This window comes from Vibrio sp. 10N.261.51.C6, assembly GCF_041471785.1.
In the GTDB taxonomy this organism is placed as follows: domain Bacteria; phylum Pseudomonadota; class Gammaproteobacteria; order Enterobacterales; family Vibrionaceae; genus Vibrio; species Vibrio crassostreae_C.
Genome location: NZ_JBFRPB010000035.1, coordinates 1 through 18,707, shown reverse-complemented (window position 1 = coordinate 18,707; position 18,707 = coordinate 1). Strand labels below are relative to the sequence as shown.

Sequence of the window (18,707 nt, the reverse complement as noted above, 5' to 3'; positions counted from 1 at the left end):
TAAAATAAAAAAGCCCTGATTACTCAGAGCTTTTTATCTTGGATAAGTTTCCTAATCAACTAATATTTTTGATTAGTTAGTTATAGTTATAGTTATAGTTATAGTTATAGTTATTTTGGTTTGCGACACAGTGTTTAGCTTAGTGACCACCAGAGATAACTGGAGCAACGACTTCACCAGTGCGTTGAATGATCCAACCTGCGTCGTAGAACCATGCTGTCATAGGCTCTACGAAGAACACAATGCCTGCTAGGCCAACCAGTGCCAATACGATGGTGTATGGCAACGCCATGATAACCATGCGACCGTAAGACAATCTAATTAACGGAGCAAGTGCTGATGTTAATAGGAATAGGAATGCAGCCTGGCCGTTTGGCGTTGCAACAGAAGGTAGGTTAGTACCAGTGTTGATAGCAACAGCAAGTAGGTCGAACTGATCACGAGTGATGATGCCTTCAACCAGTGCAGTTTTCACTTCGTTAATGTAAACCGTACCGACGAACACGTTATCTGAAACCATCGATAAAATACCGTTGGCAATATAGAAGAGTGCGAGCTGTGCGCCTTTATCTTCAACGTGAAGTACTGCATCGATGACTGGCTTAAATAGAGCTTGGTCGATGATCACAGCAACAACAGCGAAGAAAACGGCAAGAAGTGCAGTAAATGGCAGCGCTTCTTCAAAGGCTTTACCCATAGAGTGTTCTTCAATAACACCCGTAAATGCTGTAGCTAAGATGATCACAGACAGGCCAATCAAACCTACTTCAGCAACGTGAAGTGCAAGGCCGACGATAAGCCAAACTGCGATTGCACTTTGAACCCATAGTTTTGCTACGTCTTGCTTTGTGCGGTTTGCACGTTCTTTGTTGTCAAACTCAACTAAGATTTGGCGAACATTCATTGGTAGTTGAGCACCGTAACCAAACACTTTGAATTTCTCGACAAGTGTACAAGTTAAAATACCGCAGAAGAAAACAGGTAGTGTTACTGGCAGCATACGGATGATAAATTCACCGAACTCCCAACCTGCTTGCTTAGCAATTACCAAGTTTTGTGGTTCTCCTACCATGGTCATTACACCACCCAGTGCTGTACCCACACCAGCGTGCATTAGCAGTGAACGTAGGAAAGCACGGTAGTTTTCTAGGTCATCACGAGTTAGCTCTGAGATCTCTTCATCATGAGTATGATCGTGCGAAGACGTTGTGCCCTTGCCTGATGCAACCTTGTGGTAGATAGAGTAGAAGCCGACCGCAACGCTAATAACTACGGCGATTACTGTTAGTGCATCTAGGAATGCTGATAAGAAAGCGGCAGCAACACAGAAGGCAACGGAGAGTAAAATTTTAGATTGGATGCCAAGCAAGATCTTCGTGAAAATGAACAAAAGCAGTTCTTTCATGAAGTAAATGCCAGCAACCATGAATACGAGCAAGAGTAATACAGGAAGGTTTGCTTGCAGCTCGTGATAAACCATTTCTGGTTTGGTCATGCCAATGGCGACTGCTTGAATAGCTAATAGACCACCCGGTTGAAGTGGGTAGCATTTGAGAGCCATAGCTAGAGTGAAAATAAACTCAACCACCAATAGCCAGCCCGCAACAAATGGGTCAACTAGGAAGAAAACAAACGGGTTGATGATTAAAAAGGAAATGATGGCAAGTTTATACCAATCAGGAGCTTTACCAAGGAAGTTCTTGATAAAAGCGTTTCCGAGAGACATCGGCATGTTAATACTCTTTTATGTTGATTATGAATAGACAAGCAATACAACATTTTGAGAATCGAGCTATAGAAATTGTTAAAAACTATGACTAACAGTGACTTAGAAAAACTACATTCCATGTAATGTTCTGTGGTCTTGCCAAGTCACTCCCTTAGAAACTCAAGCACTGCTTATTTTTGAGCGCAACTTTACTCTTAGATAACATTTAGTCAACAGGAAAAGCCCTGTAGCCCTAAAAATACCTCTTTTTTGTTGAGAAACGCGATCAAAGTAGCGCAAGCATACCACTTAAAATGTGATAAAAACCGACTAGAATCAATATTTCAGCGAAATGATTGAAAATTACAGAATAACGACGGCTTATATATGATTATTACAACTTAATATTGCAAATTAATAGCTTTAAAAATATGACCAATCCCATTGATTTTAAAGAAAAATTGTTGTGTTAACGGTTTGTTTAAATGGTGGTTTAGAGTCGCTTGCTTTACAAACCTGAGGTGCAAACGTGTGCTGAACTTTAGAGTTATAACTCTAACGGTGTTTAGGGTGAGTAAAATTTTTGAGGGTGTTTCCGCTAGGTGTGAACTAGTGGTATGATGAGTAAATTAGAACAGAATAATTAAATTGGATTGAAGTGTAGATGGTCATTAAGGCGAAGAGCCCGGCAGGATTTGCAGAGAAGTATATCATTGAAAGTATTTGGAATGGCCGTTTCCCTCCAGGTTCTATCTTGCCCGCAGAGCGTGAGCTTTCTGAGCTGATTGGTGTTACACGTACTACGCTTCGTGAAGTACTACAACGTCTTGCTCGTGATGGTTGGTTGACAATCCAACATGGCAAACCAACTAAAGTTAACCAGTTTATGGAAACCTCAGGTCTTCATATCCTTGATACGCTAATGACGTTGGACGTTGATAACGCAAGCAAAATGGTAGAAGACCTGCTTGCTGCTCGTACTAATATCAGCCCGATCTTTATGCGTTATGCATTCAAAGCAAACAAAGAAGCTTCAGAGCGTACTATCAGTAACGTGATTGAATCTTGTGAAGCGCTACTTGCGGCACCAACTTGGGATGAGTTCCTAGAATCGTCGCCATACGCTGACAAGATCAAACAAGCGGTAAAAGAAGATTCAGAAAAAGATGAAGCGAAACGTCAGACGATCTTAATCGCGAAGACTTTCAACTTCTATGATTACATGCTTTTCCAACGTTTGGCATTCCACTCAGGCAACCAGATTTACGGCCTGATCTTTAACGGTGTGCGTAAACTTTATGACCGTATCGGTAGCTACTACTTCTCTAACCCAGAAGCACGACGTTTAGCGATGGACTTTTATAAAGAGTTGTTCATTATCTGTGAAAGTGGCGAGCGCGAAACTTTGCCATTAGTGATTCGTAACTACGGTATCGCAAGTGCACAAGTTTGGAATGAAATGAAAACGACATTGCCGACGAACTTCACTGAAGACGACAGCTAAGCCATAGGTTTACTATTGTTGTTCCTGTTTAGTCAGTGACGTAAAGAAAACGAAAAAGCGGCGAGATAATTCAATTATCTCGCCGCTTTTTATTTATCTGTCGTTACTAGAAAATTATCAGTGGGTCAGTTACTTACCTATGACGAGTAATTTATCTATGTGTAGCGTGTAGCAACTTAAAATTTATCTAGGAGTAGTAACTTAACCCGTAAACTCTTCTGAGTCTGGACGGTTGGTAAATTGCACACCGTTTAGAAAATCGCAAAGTAGTTGGTCTTCACACACTTTGTAGTTTTTGTTTTCTGGCTTGCGGAAGTAAGCGCCGATTTCGTACTTGCTCAAGCTAATGCCAACCACTTCTAGTACGTCCAAAACATCTTCTGCTTTCATGTTTAATGCGATACGAAGCTTCATGAAGATCATGTTGTTCGTCAGTGCAACTTCAGGTTTAGGTTGCTCGCCTTCTTTTTTGCCACGCTTAAGGTTGATGAAACCATTTAGGAATACCGCTAACTCTTTATCTTTCATCTTAGAGCATGACTTGTCGTTGTCATCTTTTAGCCAGTTACTCACTTGGTCATGAGCAACAGTCACATCAGCTTGTTCGATAGCTTTGATGATTTGTGCATTTTTAAGGTTTAGTGCGTGTTGAATACGACGCAAGATTTCGTTGTTAGTCACTGGGGATTCCTAAAAAGGGTTTTAGAGTAAAGAGGTGTTGGTTTAGCCTATTTTTGTCGACGAACCAATTTCTACTCTACATAGCATAGTTGACGGCGACTCTAACAGAGAACGCTAATTTTCGGTAGATATAAAAAATCCCCAATGCTGATTAACTCTTTCAAGTCAAAAATGCATTAGGGATTTAGTGATGGGTGCTTGTTATCTGACTGGAGTCAGAATTACATTACACGCATACCAGGTTGAGCACCTTCGTGTGGCTCAAGGATCCATAGGTCGCTGCCGCCAGGGCCCGCTGCTAGGATCATGCCTTCAGACATACCAAACTTCATCTTACGAGGTTTTAGGTTTGCTACCATTACAGTTAGCTTGCCTTCTAGCTCTTCAGGTTTGTATGCTGATTTGATACCAGAGAATACTTGGCGAGTCTCACCACCGATGTCTAGTTGGAACTTCAGTAGTTTGTTCGCTTTTGGTACTTCTTCACAAGAGATGATACGAGCGATACGCATGTCTACTGCTGCAAAGGCATCGAACTCAATCTCGTCTGCGATTGGCTCTTTGTCTAGCTCAGTTTGGCTTGCTTGCTCTTTTTCAGCTTCTGCTTTTTCTTTCGCTGCTGCTTCAGCGGCTGCATCTTCTTTAGAAGACTCAACCATTGCTTCCACTTTCTTAGGGTCAATGCGGTTGAATAGCGCTTTGAACTTAGTGATCTCGTGATCAGTTAGCGGAGTAGCAATCGCTTCCCACGTTAGCTCTTCGTTTAGGAAAGCTTCAGTGCGAGCTGCAAGCTCTGGCATCACTGGTTTCAGGTAAGCCATCAGTACGCGGAATAGGTTAATACCTACAGAAGAAACTTGTTGAAGCTCAGCTTCTTTGCCTTCTTCTTTTGCAAGAACCCAAGGTGCTTTTTCGTCGATGTACTGGTTAGCTTTATCCGCTAGTGCAGTGATTTCACGGATAGCACGGCTGAATTCACGAGTTTCGTATAGCTCACCGATACGCTCAGCAGCAGCAACGAATTCGTTGTATAGCTCAGGCTCTGCAAATTCAGCAGCTAGCTTGCCTTCAAAACGCTTAGTAATGAAGCCAGCGTTACGAGAAGCTAGGTTAACAATCTTGTTTACTACGTCAGCGTTTACACGTTGAGTGAAGTCTTCAAGGTTAAGATCTAAGTCATCGATGCGGCTGTTTAGTTTCGCAGCGTAGTAGTAACGTAGACACTCAGGGTCTAGGTGCTTTAGGTACGTGCTTGCTTTGATGAATGTGCCTTTCGACTTAGACATCTTCGCACCGTTCACTGTTACGTAGCCGTGTACGAATACGTTGTTTGGCTTACGGAAACCTGCGCCGTCTAGCATTGCTGGCCAGAATAGGCTGTGGAAGTAAACAATGTCTTTACCGATGAAGTGGTAAAGCTCAGTTGTGCTGTCTTTCTTCCAGTATTCATCGAAGTTTAGATCGTCACGTTTGTCACATAGGTTCTTGAAAGAAGCCATGTAGCCAACAGGTGCGTCTAGCCATACGTAGAAGAACTTGTCTTTTTCGCCTGGGATTTCAAAGCCGAAGTAAGGTGCATCACGTGAGATATCCCACTGTTGCAGACCAGACTCAAACCATTCCTGCATTTTGTTTGCAGTTTCATTCTGTAGAGAGCCAGAACGAGTCCACTCTTTAAGCATGCTTTCGAACTGAGGTAGGTCGAAGAAGAAGTGCTCAGAGTCTTTCATTACTGGAGTTGCGCCAGAAACCGCTGATTTAGGGTTAATTAGCTCAGTTGGGCTGTATGTCTCACCACAGTTATCACAGTTATCACCATACTGGTCTTCTGCTTTACACTTAGGGCAAGTACCTTTTACGAAGCGGTCTGGTAGGAACATCTCTTTCTCAGGATCGAAAAGCTGAGAAATAGTGCGGCTAGAAATGAAGCCGTTCTTTTTAAGTTCTAAGTAGATGTGAGAAGCCAGTTCACGGTTCTCTTCGCTGTGTGTGCTGTGGTAGTTATCAAAGCTGATATCAAAGCCAGCGAAGTCTTTTTGGTGCTCTTCACTAACAGCAGCGATCATCTCTTCTGGCGTGATACCCATCTGTTGAGCTTTAAGCATAATTGGCGTGCCGTGAGCATCGTCAGCACAGATGAAGTTTACAGTGTTGCCACGTAGACGCTGGTATCGAACCCAGATATCAGCTTGGATATGCTCAAGCATATGGCCAAGGTGAATAGAGCCGTTAGCGTACGGAAGCGCACAAGTTACCAAAAGTTGTCTTGGATCAGTTGCCATACTTAATAATTCGCTTTTTTGATAGGTATAAATTTGAGAGGTAATACTACTTTATAACGTGTGATACGCCAAGGTATCAGACTAAGGATTCCCCTAGTTTTTTAGGGGTTCAGTCTTCATCTCGTGGGTGATAGCATAAATAAAAAAAGGAGTCCCAATGCGTAACTTTACTTCTAAGCAAGATTTCTGTTCATGGTTGAATGAGTTCGAGTCACCAATCCTCATCCCAGAGTGGGCGCTACACCAAAATATTGTATCGGTTGATCCGCGTGGATCATTTGTTATCACCTTACCTTTTGCCGCTAATCAGCTTGCGGTTGAATTGGAACAGTGGATTCACTCTCAGATTGAACAACAGCTTGTTAGCGCTTTTCAGTTTGAAGTGAAGGTGAAGCCGTCTGCGTTAGAAACCACGGTTGCGACACCATTGAAGGGGGTGAAGAACATCATCGCCGTGACATCTGCAAAGGGTGGGGTGGGTAAATCGACCACTTCAGTCAACCTTGCTTTGGCTTTATCTAAGTCTGGTTCAAAAGTGGGTTTGTTGGATGCGGATATCTATGGTCCTTCTGTACCTATGATGCTTGGCCAATTAGATGCGAAACCAGAAGTCCAGAATAACAAGTGGATGATGCCAATCGAAGCGCACGGTATTTTCACTCACTCTATCGGTTATCTTGTGTCGAAAGATGACGCTGCGATTTGGCGCGGTCCAATGGCGGCCAAGGCTTTAGGTCAGCTTGTTAACGAAACCGTATGGCCAGAGTTGGATTATCTAGTTATTGATATGCCACCGGGCACGGGCGATATTCAGCTGACGTTATCGCAACAGATCCCAGTGACCGGGGCTGTAGTGGTGACCACTCCTCAAGATTTGGCGCTAGCGGATGCACGTAAAGGCGTAGCGATGTTTGATAAGGTGAGTGTGCCAGTCGCAGGCTTAGTTGAAAACATGAGCTATCATATTTGTAGTCACTGTGGTGAGAAAGAGCATATCTTTGGTGCTGGTGGTGCCGAAGCTATGTCAGAAGAGTTTTACCTCGATATTTTGGCACAGATCCCTCTTCATATTGATGTGCGAGAAGATATCGATGCAGGTTGCCCGACGGTGATTCGTCGTCCAGATAGTGAACATACACGTCACTACTTAGAGCTTGCAGAGAATGTGGCTGCGAAGATGTTCTGGACCGGCAAGGCGAGACCAGAAGCGATTAACTTCTCTATGGTTGAATAACGAATCTATGGTTGAATAGCGCAAGTTAATCACAAAGTCGTTTAAATATAGTTTGGATTAGATAAACAGCGGTGGATTTAAGTCAATATCCATTGGGCTTGTGCAAATAGTTGTAGGCAAGTTATTTGAAAGCAAACGATTGCATTCATTAAATGCATTGATATCATCAATTTGACTGCAATTAGCTAAAATGGCGACTAGAATCTATGTGCTTTAGCCCCTATAATCAGGCGGTTTATCTCTTCCCACCACCAAACCATATCGGGTGCAAAATTAATGTCTGATAATAATCAATGTGTCATCGTAGGTATCGCTGGCGCTTCAGCTTCAGGAAAAAGTCTGATTGCTAGTACAATTTATAATGAATTGCGCGAAAAAGTAGGCGACCATCAAATTGGTGTTATCACGGAAGATTGCTATTACAGCGACCAAAGCCACTTGAGTATGGAAGAGCGTGTTAAAACTAACTACGATCACCCAAATGCACTAGATCATGATCTTTTATGTGAACATCTACAGCAGCTAATGAGTGGCAACGCCGTAGAAGTTCCTGAATACAGCTACACAGAGCACACACGTACTTCTGAAACGACTACACTTACTCCAAAGAAAGTGATCATTTTAGAGGGTATTCTGCTTCTAACAGACCCGCGTCTTCGTAAACTAATGCACGCAAGTGTGTTTATGGATACACCATTAGACATCTGTCTATTACGCCGTGTTAAGCGTGATGTAGAAGAGCGTGGTCGTACAATGGACACTGTACTTAAGCAATACCAAGAAACAGTACGTCCAATGTTCATGCAGTTTATCGAGCCTTCAAAACAACATGCAGACATCATCGTTCCTCGTGGTGGTAAAAACCGTATTGCGATTGATGTGCTAAAAGCGCACATTGCGAAGTTGTTGAAGTCTTAATCGAATAAAATTTTGCCTAAGTGACTCACTTAGCTTTATTTTTTACCGAATCAGTGGCACTTTTATAGTGCCACTTTCTTTTGGAATCTAAGCAAGGAATATGCGGATGAAGAAACTACTCATTTTCATAGCTGTACCAGTGTTTGTTGTCGTTGCAGCAATTCTGGCACTAGTGCTGTTAGTGAATCCCAACCAATTTAAGCCATTAATTGTCGAACAAGCCCAAAAACACACAGGCCTAGAGCTAGTGATCGAGGGTGATATCAGCTGGCAATTCTTCCCATCCATTGGCTTTGAACTTGGTCAAACTGAATTACGCAACCCTGAAGGTTTTACGCAACCTAACCTATTTAAGGTTGATACTGTTGGCGTTGACGTTTCGGTTACTCCGCTATTTAGCAACCAACTAGAGATCGGCAACATTACTCTAGATGGTGCAGAATTCTATTTAGAAACGCTTAAAGATGGTCGCAAGAACATTGATGTACTAACGCAAGCGTCAGCGCCTCAAGAATCTGAGCCTGCAGCAGGCACAAGTTCTGAATCAGCGCCTGCCCCTCAAGAGCAAACTACCACAGACGCATCGGGTTGGACGATCAACCTTGCAGGCGTAACTGTATCAAACGCATTGTTTGAAATGGACGACAAGCAAGCGGGTTCATTCACTAAGCTATACGATGTGTCTTTGAATCTTTCTGAGTTTGCCGTTGATACATGGACAACCGCGACATTTGCGGCTTCTGGTGAGAACAATCAACAGAAGTTCTCTGCACAAGGCAGTGCAGAATTCAAATTAGCTGAAGGCTTTGCAAGTTACGCACTTCGTAATATCGACTTAAACGCTAAGTTCAATGATCCAGCGACGTCGATTGAGTCAGCAAAAATTGGCTTGAATACGTTTGAGTTCGATAAGGTAAACCAACTGACTTACGCTGTAATCGGTAATGCAGCTGGCCTTGACCTTGATCTTAAAGGTGGCGGTGAACTTACTGTTGATAGCGCGATTTCAAAAGTAACGCTGAACAAGTTAACGTTAGACTCAACATTCAAAGGCGACACGCTTCCTCAGTCTCCAATGAAAGTCGACATGCTGTCTGACTTAAGCTTCGATCTTAACAAGAGCCACCTGAGCTTTGTGTTAGAGAAGCTACAAGCTAACGCTATTGCATTAGACGGTAAAGCAGACGTAATCCTATCTGAAATACCAAAGGTTCGTTTCTCTCTTCATAGCCCGAATATTGATTTAGATGAATTCTTAGGCTTAGGCAATACAACAGAAACAGCGAGCACAGCGCCTTCTGGTTCTGCTGGTGGTTCAACGTCAAGTTCTGGTAGTTCAGATCCAGCTAAAGAAGTGGAACCTGATCTGTCGGCTCTGAAAAGGTTAGACGTGAAAGGTGACATCACGATTGATAAGTTCAAGGCGAACAACGCGAAGATGCAGAATGTTAAAACCGCATTTTCGGTTAACCGTGGTATCGCAGAGCTAACCTCATTCACCTCGAATCTTTACCAAGGTTCTATTTCTGCTACTGCAAAGTTAGACGCTCGTAAAACACCAGCGACTTACACGGCTAAGAAGAAAATCAAAGGCGTGAAAGTACAACCGTTACTGGTTGATGTTGCAGATAACGATATGCTGGAAGGTACCGGTAATATTGATGTCAACGTGAAAGGTAAGAGTCTAACTCCGACGGGTATCAAGAAAAATCTAGTCGGTACTATCGCGATTAACTTTGAAGATGGTGCAGTTAACGGCATCAACGTAGCTCAACTGATTCGAGAAAACTACGCTAAGATCAAGGGCGAGAAAGTTGAAAGCACAAATGAAGCTCAAAAAACGGACTTCAGTGCAATGAAAGCGACGCTGAAAGTGGATAAAGGTTGGGTTTCAACTAACGACTTATCAGCACAGTCGCCACTGTTACGTGTGACAGGTCAAGGTAAAGCAAACTTCATCAATGAAACGGTCGACTTCCTTGTGCGTACATCAATTGTGGGTTCACTTGAAGGTCAGGGCGGTAAGAGCATCGACGACCTGAAAGATGTGACTATCCCAATTAAGGTAACAGGTCAGTGGGCAGCCCCGAAATTTGCACTTGTTTTTGATGATGTATTGAAACAGAAAGCACAGAAAGAAATTGATCGTGGTTTAGAAAAGTTAGACGAAAAGTACGGTGACAAGATCAAAGATGAGAAAACAAGAGACGCAGTAAACGGTCTACTAAAAGGTTTGTTTAACTAGTCTTCATCTCATTTAAAAATGAACAAAGCGCCACTCCTGTTGTAGGAATGGCGCTTTTTATTTTTGGCTCGATAATACTCAAGAGAGATTCCCTATGACACTCGTCCCTCGCTCTAGGGAATGACGATAGGCCGTCGTCCTTTGTTCAAGAGCGTAACGGCCTAGTGGTCGTCATCCTCGAGAGGGAAGAATGACCGAGTCGGGGATCTCTGGTTGAAGGTGATTACCAGTCAACGCCTTGTAGCGCTTTAACACCAGATTCAAAAGCGTGTTTCACATTGCGAACTTCAGATACTGTATCTGCTATCTCAGTAAGAGTACGGTGCGCGCCACGACCTGTAATGATGACAGACTGCATCTTCGGGCGGTTATTCAACGCCTCAACCACTTCATCGAGTTCGATGTAACCGTAGCTAACCATGTAAGTCAGTTCATCAAACAGAATCACATCGATCGACTCATCAGCCAGCATGCGTTGGCACTCTTTCCATACACGCTGCGCAGCTTCAATATCTTGCGCTTTGTTCTGAGTTTCCCAAGTAAAGCCTGTGCCCATGACTTGGAACTCGACATCAAGCTTTTGCAGAACGTTTTTTTCGCCGTTATCCCAGGTACCTTTAACAAACTGAGCAACGGCGCATTTCTTACCATGACCAACTGCACGTGTAATCGTACCAAAACCGGATGTTGATTTACCTTTACCGTTACCCGTGATGACCAGCAATAGGCCTTTTACTTCTTGTGCTGCAGCGACACGTGCATCGACTTGTTCTTTTACTTTCTGTTGTCTTGCTTTGTGGCGTTGTTCTTTGTTGTCTTCAGTCGACATAACAAATCCTTTTAAGTTGTGATTGCGTCTATCATAGCCTAACTTAACGATAGCAAAAACCATCGGAAGAACAGGTGATTAGGGATGAAAAAGATACTCGTAGTTTGTATGGGGAATATTTGCCGCTCGCCAACAGGTGAAGCGGTGCTAAGGAAGAAAGCGCAACAGCTGGATATTGATGTTGTGGTCGACTCTGCGGGGACGATTGGTTTTCATCAAGGCAACCCGCCAGACTCGCGATCCAAATCTGTAGGAGAGAAGCGAGGCTACAGCTTTAAGGGGATTACTTCTCGTAAAGTGGTTGATAATGACTTCGAAGAATTTGACCTGATACTCGCGGCAGATAGAGCCAATTTAGACGACTTAATGAGCCAGTGTCCAGCTCACTTCCAATACAAGCTTGCGTTATTTTTAAGCTTTGGAGAGTCACAATATCAAGAGATCCCCGATCCGTATTATGGTGAGGGAAATGGTTTTGAATTGGTGTTGGATTTAATCGAAGAGTCTAGCGAAGCGATACTGCGTTCGATGTAGTGTAGGAACAATGTACGTCGTTTTGTTATCAGCGTAAGGGCTGACCGATAGGTATAAAAAAGGCCGACATTGAATGTCGGCCTCTCTAAATCTAACTTAAAGCTACAGCTAAGATTACTTAGACATTACTTTGTAGATTGGGTCTTCTGCAACGTTCGCTTCAACTAAGCTACCTGCTTTGTGCAGCATAGCAACACAGTCTTGGCTTAGGTGGCGAAGGTGAAGTGTTTTACCTAGCGCCGCGTAACGGTCAGCAATCGTGTCGATCGCTTCAATTGCAGAGTGGTCAGTCACGCGTGAGTTTGCGAAATCAACGATTACATCTTGTGGATCGTTGTATGCGTCAAACAACTCTAGGAAGTTAGCCGTTGAACCAAAGAAGATTGGGCCGTTAACTTTGTACTCTTTTGAGCCTTCAGCGTTTACTGATGTATCTGCGTAGATGTGTTTAGCATGTTGCCAAGCAAACATTAGCGCAGAAGCGACAACACCAACACCTACTGCCACAGCAAGATCAGTCAGTACTGTTACTACGGTAACAAGAACGATAACGAAGAAGTCTTGTTTAGGAACGCGACGCGCAAGCTTGAAGGTTGCCCATTCAAATGTGCCGATAACAACCATGAACATTACGCCCACAAGTGCTGCTAGAGGAATCATTTCAATCAGTGCAGAACCGAACAGGATAAACATCAGTAGTGCAACTGCGGCGACGATACCTGAAAGACGACCACGACCACCTGAGTTTACGTTGATCATCGATTGACCGATCATCGCACAACCACCCATCGCACCGAATACAGAACACGTTACGTTAGCCATACCTTGACCAACACATTCACGGTTAGATTGACCACGAGTGTTTGTCATTTCGTCTAGTACTGTCAGTGTCAGCAGAGATTCAATCAGGCCGATAGCCGCAAGGATAATTGCGTAAGGCAGGATGATCTGTAGTGTATCTAAAGAAAACGGAACAGCAGGAATTGAGAATGTTGGAAGAGAGCCCGCTAGCGTAGCAGCTTCGTCACCAGACATTGTACGTAGGAAGTCGACAACAGTGCGAGTTTCAAGGTCAAGACCCACAACCAAAGCCGTTACTGTAACAATAGCAACTAATGAAGATGGTACTGCTGTTGTTAGCTTAGGTAGGAAGTGGATGATAGCCATTGTAAGGGCTACTAGACCTAGCATTAGTGTCATTTGACCGCTTGGTAACCAAGTCAACGCACCTGTTACGTCTGGCGCTTTAAATTGACCAAGTTGAGCTAGGAAGATAACAATGGCCAAACCGTTCACGAAACCAATCATTACTGGGTGTGGAACGATACGGATAAATTTACCTAGTTTAAATACACCTGCTGCAATTTGCAGAAGGCCAGCCAGCATAACGGCTGCGAATAGGTATTGAACACCATGGGTTGCCACTAGGCTCACCATTACAACGGCCATTGCGCCGGTTGCGCCAGAAATCATACCTGGACGGCCGCCAAAGACAGAAGTGATTAAACCTACGATGAATGCTGCATAAAGACCAACCATTGGGTCAACGCCAGCAACAAAGGCGAATGCTACAGCTTCAGGTACCAGAGCCAGGGCTACTGTAAGACCTGAAAGCACGTCATTCTTTACAGAGTGCTTTGAAAATTGTGGGAATTCGAACATGTTTGCTCAGCTATGCTTAAGATGGATTTACCGACACGGGTGTATTGCGTAGCCAAACAGTGATGGAAAAGAGCGGCAATAGCGAAGTGTCGAAAAGATAAGTGCGCGAATGCTACCCAAAAATGTGATTAAGTTCAAGGTTGAACCTAACTTTGAGTAATATATCTGTTAATTTTTATTCGATTAGTAGATATGAAAAAGGCTGCTTTAATAAGCAGCCTTTGATTCTATTTACTCGCGATTACCTATCAGTAATCACTAGTAGTTTGGCTTAGTCATCGCCGCGCCAGCTTTGTTCGACGCTGCCTGACTGCCTGCACCTTTCGATACAAAACGTTCAGTGCGGAACGGAGCTGCAATCACTTCAATCTCTTTGATCTCTTGAGGACCAGGAGCTTTAGTCATTGGTGAACCGGCTTGCTTCTTAGCAACAGCTGCCTTTGGTGCCGCTTTAGGAGCTTCTGCTTTAACAACAGGTGCTTCTTCAACTTTTGCACTTTCAGCTTTAGGCGCTTCAGCTTCAACAACTGGTGTTGCTTCTGCTTGCACAGCTTCTGCTACAACAGGCGCTTCAACTTTCGTCGCTTCTGCAATCACTGGAGCTTCAACTTTCGCGGTTTCAACAACCACTGTTGCTTCTTCAACGACTGCAGGAGCTTCAACTACAGCAGGAGTATCAGCGACTTGAGCTTCAACAGCAGCATCTTCACGACGGATGATAACTTTACCCATTGCAAGCTCTGGACATGCGAAGCCGCCAGTCATTGCTACGTTGCTTTGTGGTGCCGTCTCTAGAGGAACATTCTGCTCTTGAACAGATGTTTGAGCTTCAGCTGCTACTTGAACTTCAGCCACTTCAGGCTTTGCCTGCTTGTGGTGAGGTTTTGGAATGAAGCGAGGCATCACTTTACCCATAGCCATCTCTGGAGAAGCTACACCACCTTTACGTAGGCGGAATGGGTTAGGGCGACGATCACGACCGCGACGACGACGTTGACCACTTGCACGTAGGTGACGTGGAGAACGACGGTTACGACGTTGTTTCGGCTCTTCCTGTTCAGTTTGCTCTGCATTCGCTTGAGTTGCTTCTACTTGTTCCGCAACTTTTTGCTCGTGAGCTACTGACTGTTCTTTTGAAACCGATAGTTCTTTAGCAGCAACCTGCTCTTTTGAAGCGTTATCTTCACCTTGAGCTTGTTGGTCTTTAACACGAACTTGCTTGTTCAGTTTACGACGCTGACGACGCTCTTTAATCTTAGCTGCTTTCGCTTCAGGTTTAGCCTTAGGCGCTTCCGGTTTACCAGCTTGTGCTTCTGCTGCTAGCTGTAGACCTTCTTCTGCTAATTTAGATGGTGCTTGCTCTTCGCGTTGCTTCTGCTCATCACGTGGCTTGTTGCGACGGTCTTGCTTAGGCTTGCGAGGCTGACGAGTTTGCTGTGGAGCTGCTTCTTTTTGCTCTTCAGGCTTCTCATCACGAGCTGGCTTACGGCGGCGTTTGTTGTCACGGTTTTCGTTACGATTGTCACCACGTTCACCACGGTCGTTACGCTGATCGCCACGCTCACCACGTTGGTTACGACGACGGTTATCGTTACGATCACGGCGTTGACGGTTGCCGTTGTTACGATTGTTTTTAGGTTTTTCTTCTTCTTTCTTCTCTTCTTCTTTTTTCTCTTCTTGAGTTGAAGAGCCAAATAAGAAGCTACCGATAGCTTTGAAGAAACGACCAATTAGGCCTGGTTCTTGAGTCGCTGCTGGTTCAGCTTTCTTCTCTTCTACAGCTTTAGGTGCTGGAGCAGGAGTTGGTGCTGATTGAGCAGGAGCTGCGAAGCCTTTCAGAGCAGGTTCTTCGATCTTCTTAGGACGAATAGTCTGTTCAGCAGGCTCTTTGCTTTCCGCTTCTTTTAGAGCTTCTAGCTTGTTAGGCAGCAAGTAAGATAGTAGATCGAACTCTTCACCTTCACGAACACGGATAACCTCAAAATGCGGCGTTTCCATGTCTGAGTTAGGAACAACAGTGATCTTAACTTCTTGGTTCTTCTCGATGTGGTTTACTGAGCGACGTTTTTCGTTCAGAAGGTAAGAAGCGATTGGAACAGGCACAACAGCAAGTACTTGTGCTGTGTTGTCTTTTAGAGCTTCTTCTTCAATCAAACGTAGAACAGAAAGTGCTAGAGATTCGTTATCACGAACAACACCAGTACCTGTACAACGAGGACAAATGTGGTGGCTTGCTTCTGCTAGTGATGGGCTCAAACGTTGACGAGACATCTCTAGAAGACCAAAGCGAGAAATACGACCAATCTGAACACGTGCGCGATCTAAACGAACGGCATCACGTAGACGGCTTTCTACTTCGCGTTGGTGGCGAACCGGGGTCATATCGATAAAGTCGATTACAACAAGACCACCTAGGTCACGTAGACGTAATTGACGTGCAATTTCATCGGCAGCTTCTAGGTTAGTGTTAAGTGCTGTTTCTTCAATATCGCCGCCCTTTGTTGCACGAGCAGAGTTGATATCGATAGAAGTCAGTGCTTCTGTTGGGTCGATTACGATAGAACCACCAGATGGAAGACGAACTTCACGTTGGAAAGCAGATTCGATCTGGCTTTCAATCTGGTAATGGCTGAATAGTGGCACTTCACCATCGTATTTCTTAACGCGATTCATGAAATCTGGGCGTATTAATTGAATGTGCGCTTGTGCACGTTCAAAAATAGTATTGCTGTCGATTAGAATCTCGCCAATATCACGACGTAGGTAGTCACGAATTGCGCGAACAATAACGTTACTCTCTTGGTGAATTAGGAAAGGAGCTGCATTTGAATCAGAAGCTTGCTTGATAGCGCCCCAATGGTTCAATAGAACATTCAGGTCCCACTCTAGCTCTTCTGCGCTTTTGCCAACACCCGCTGTACGCACGATTAAGCCCATACCTTGAGGAAGCTCAAGAGTGCTTAATGCTGCTTTCAGTTGAGTGCGTTCATCACCTTCGATACGACGAGAAATACCGCCAGCACGAGGGTTATTAGGCATAAGAACTAAGTAACTACCAGCCAAAGAGATGAAAGTTGTCAGTGCAGCACCTTTGCTACCACGTTCTTCTTTCTCTACTTGTACGATTACTTCTTGGCCTTCTTTTAGCACTTCTTTAATGCTAGGACGGCCTTGGTATGTATAACCTTCAGGGAAGTATTCGCGGGCAATTTCTTTAAGAGGGAGGAAACCGTGACGTTCTGCGCCGTAATCAACGAATGCCGCTTCTAGGCTTGGTTCAATACGGGTAATACGTCCTTTGTAGATATTCGCTTTCTTTGACTCGTGACCTGGACTTTCGATATCTAGATCGAACAGTCGTTGGCCATCAACCAAAGCGACACGCAACTCTTCTTTTTGAGTTGCGTTAATTAACATTCTTTTCATTTAGAAGTTCTCATTGTCTTTTCTTATTTTCATCATTGTTCTTATCGCTTTATTTCGTTTCTCATGGTGCCAGATCCCATGGCTTTATCGGTGCAGCCTCCCGGCTGGAGAGGGATGCTCTGGGGCACGTCAGTCATCATAGGGTGTTAGCCTATGATCCGCGATGTGGCGGTGAATACTCAACATGAGTGTACGTGAGTAGAGCGATAAGGAACTCAGTTGACCGTGTCTTACGCCGATTGCAGCACTGTCTAATCTGAGTTATCTACTCATTTACTTGCTTATGAATGGTTAGCTGTTTAAATAATAGTCAAACCATTGATAGCAGCTGTGAACTATAGCAGCGGTCGGTAAACACAGCAATCTGCTTTGTCGGAATGCTGTAAAAAAAACAGTTTTTGTTTGGGTTTTGATAGCTCTAACTCACTGTCTATAAATAATTTATCAATTGATATTTTAATTTGCAGGAATCTTGATGCTTTTTTGTTCGAAGAATCAAAGAAATATAGAACTTCAATGACCATTTTGGGATAGATCGGTAAGGATTAGGGATAAATAAGTTCGGAATAGGGCTAAGAAAATCTCAATTATCAAAAGTGACAGTGATACAATAGCGCAATGAGCGAAATTAGAACCCAAGTCCAATTCGTCGACATTGACGAAGATATGGCTGGTCAGCGTATTGATAACTTCTTACGCAACCAATTAAAAAACATCCCGAAAAGCATGATTTACCGAATCGTGCGTAAAGGCGAAGTCCGCGTAAATAAAAAACGCATCAAGGCTGAGTACAAACTAAAAGCTGGCGATTTAGTTCGTATCCCTCCGGTTACTATTGAAGAGAAAACAGAAGAGAACGTGCCGAGCACGAAACTCAATAAGGTTTCAGAATTAGAACAGTGCATCATTTATGAAGATGATCACATGCTAATTCTTAACAAACCGTCTGGCACTGCTGTTCATGGTGGTAGCGGATTAAAATTTGGCGCGATTGAAGCATTACGTGCTCTTCGCCCTGATGCTCGTTTTCTTGAATTAGTGCACCGTATCGATAGAGATACGTCTGGCATTTTGCTTGTTGCTAAGAAGCGCTCGGCGCTAAGACACCTTCAAGCACAGTTCCGTGAAAAAACGGTTCAAAAATACTACTTCGCTTTAGTTATGGGCGAATGGAAGAACAGCTGCAAAGTCGTCAACGCACCTTTGTTGAAAAATGAAGTGAACAGCATTGTTCGAGTTAACCCGAATGGTAAAGCTTCTGAAACCCGTTTTAAGGTTTTAGAAAAATTCCAAGAGGCGACGTTGATTCAAGCAAGCCCAATTACAGGCCGAACACACCAAATTCGTGTGCACGCTCAGTATACTGGTCACCCAATTGCTTGGGATGATCGCTACGGTGATCGTCGTTTTGACGCTTACACGGGTAAGGTTGGTCTTGATCGTCTGTTCCTACATGCAGCAAACATCAAGTTCACACACCCAGGTAGTGAAGAGAAGATGGATATCTCGGCGCCAATGGAAAGAAGGCTAGAGAAAGCCCTAACTGGTTTACGTAAGCTTTAAGAAGATACGAGATACGAGATACGAAGGTATAGAGTGCCTCTAAATTTGTTCTTCAGTATCCATAAATGAGAAAGGTTGACGAATATCGTCAACCTTTTTTGTTTGTGCGCCGAGCATGGCG

General features: G+C 43.9%; 12 protein-coding genes. 6 read left to right on the top strand and 6 right to left on the bottom strand.

Annotation, left to right across the window (positions count from 1 at the left end; genetic code table 11):
• Positions 1–139: 139 nt before the first annotated feature.
• Positions 140–1,732, bottom strand: coding sequence for a Na(+)/H(+) antiporter NhaB (nhaB, locus tag AB4375_RS09900; protein WP_017069185.1), 1,593 nt, complete (start codon positions 1,730–1,732; stop codon positions 140–142).
• Between the two features lie 640 nt (positions 1,733–2,372).
• Here nhaB and fadR point away from each other — a divergent pair.
• Positions 2,373–3,212, top strand: a complete 840-nt coding sequence (gene fadR / locus AB4375_RS09895; RefSeq protein ID WP_017062161.1) for a fatty acid metabolism transcriptional regulator FadR — start codon at positions 2,373–2,375, stop codon at positions 3,210–3,212.
• Positions 3,213–3,413: 201 nt separating this feature from the next.
• Here the strand turns inward: fadR and AB4375_RS09890 are convergent, their stop codons facing one another.
• On the bottom strand, positions 3,414–3,893 hold the full coding sequence (locus AB4375_RS09890) for a DUF1456 family protein (protein ID WP_372051471.1): 480 nt from the start codon (positions 3,891–3,893) through the stop codon (positions 3,414–3,416).
• Positions 3,894–4,114: 221 nt separating this feature from the next.
• Complete coding sequence (gene metG / locus AB4375_RS09885; protein WP_372051470.1) at positions 4,115–6,175, bottom strand: methionine--tRNA ligase; 2,061 nt, start codon at positions 6,173–6,175, stop codon at positions 4,115–4,117.
• Between the two features lie 157 nt (positions 6,176–6,332).
• On the opposite strand from metG, the gene apbC reads away from it, so the two are divergent.
• The 3 genes from apbC to AB4375_RS09870 all read left to right on the top strand — a co-directional run bounded on the left by apbC (position 6,333) and on the right by AB4375_RS09870 (position 10,572).
• Complete coding sequence (gene apbC / locus AB4375_RS09880) at positions 6,333–7,409, top strand: iron-sulfur cluster carrier protein ApbC (RefSeq protein WP_009848619.1); 1,077 nt, start codon at positions 6,333–6,335, stop codon at positions 7,407–7,409.
• Between the two features lie 276 nt (positions 7,410–7,685).
• Positions 7,686–8,327 carry a uridine kinase gene (udk, locus tag AB4375_RS09875; protein WP_004734002.1) on the top strand — a complete coding sequence of 214 codons (642 nt, stop codon included), beginning with the start codon at positions 7,686–7,688 and terminating at the stop codon, positions 8,325–8,327.
• Between the two features lie 106 nt (positions 8,328–8,433).
• Positions 8,434–10,572 (top strand): AsmA family protein, encoded by a 2,139-nt coding sequence (locus tag AB4375_RS09870; RefSeq protein ID WP_372051468.1) that lies wholly within the window; start codon positions 8,434–8,436, stop codon positions 10,570–10,572.
• Between the two features lie 223 nt (positions 10,573–10,795).
• Here the strand turns inward: AB4375_RS09870 and cobO are convergent, their stop codons facing one another.
• Positions 10,796–11,401, bottom strand: a complete 606-nt coding sequence (gene cobO, locus AB4375_RS09865; RefSeq protein ID WP_017062158.1) for a cob(I)yrinic acid a,c-diamide adenosyltransferase — start codon at positions 11,399–11,401, stop codon at positions 10,796–10,798.
• 84 nt (positions 11,402–11,485) lie between these two features.
• On the opposite strand from cobO, the gene AB4375_RS09860 reads away from it, so the two are divergent.
• Positions 11,486–11,935, top strand: coding sequence for a low molecular weight protein-tyrosine-phosphatase (locus tag AB4375_RS09860; protein WP_372051466.1), 450 nt, complete (start codon positions 11,486–11,488; stop codon positions 11,933–11,935).
• Between the two features lie 114 nt (positions 11,936–12,049).
• Here AB4375_RS09860 and AB4375_RS09855 read toward each other — a convergent pair whose 3' ends face one another.
• Together AB4375_RS09855 and rne are read right to left on the bottom strand one after the other, a co-directional pair.
• Complete coding sequence (locus AB4375_RS09855) at positions 12,050–13,597, bottom strand: SulP family inorganic anion transporter (protein ID WP_017062156.1); 1,548 nt, start codon at positions 13,595–13,597, stop codon at positions 12,050–12,052.
• A gap of 258 nt (positions 13,598–13,855) precedes the next feature.
• A complete protein-coding gene (rne, locus tag AB4375_RS09850) occupies positions 13,856–17,023 on the bottom strand; it encodes a ribonuclease E (RefSeq protein ID WP_372051464.1) in 3,168 nt (1,055 codons plus the stop codon).
• A 618-nt stretch (positions 17,024–17,641) separates the two neighbouring features.
• Between rne and rluC the strand changes: the two genes are divergently transcribed.
• Entirely contained in the window at positions 17,642–18,586 is a 945-nt protein-coding gene (gene rluC, locus AB4375_RS09845) for a 23S rRNA pseudouridine(955/2504/2580) synthase RluC (protein ID WP_017054981.1), read from the top strand.
• Positions 18,587–18,707: the final 121 nt, after the last annotated feature.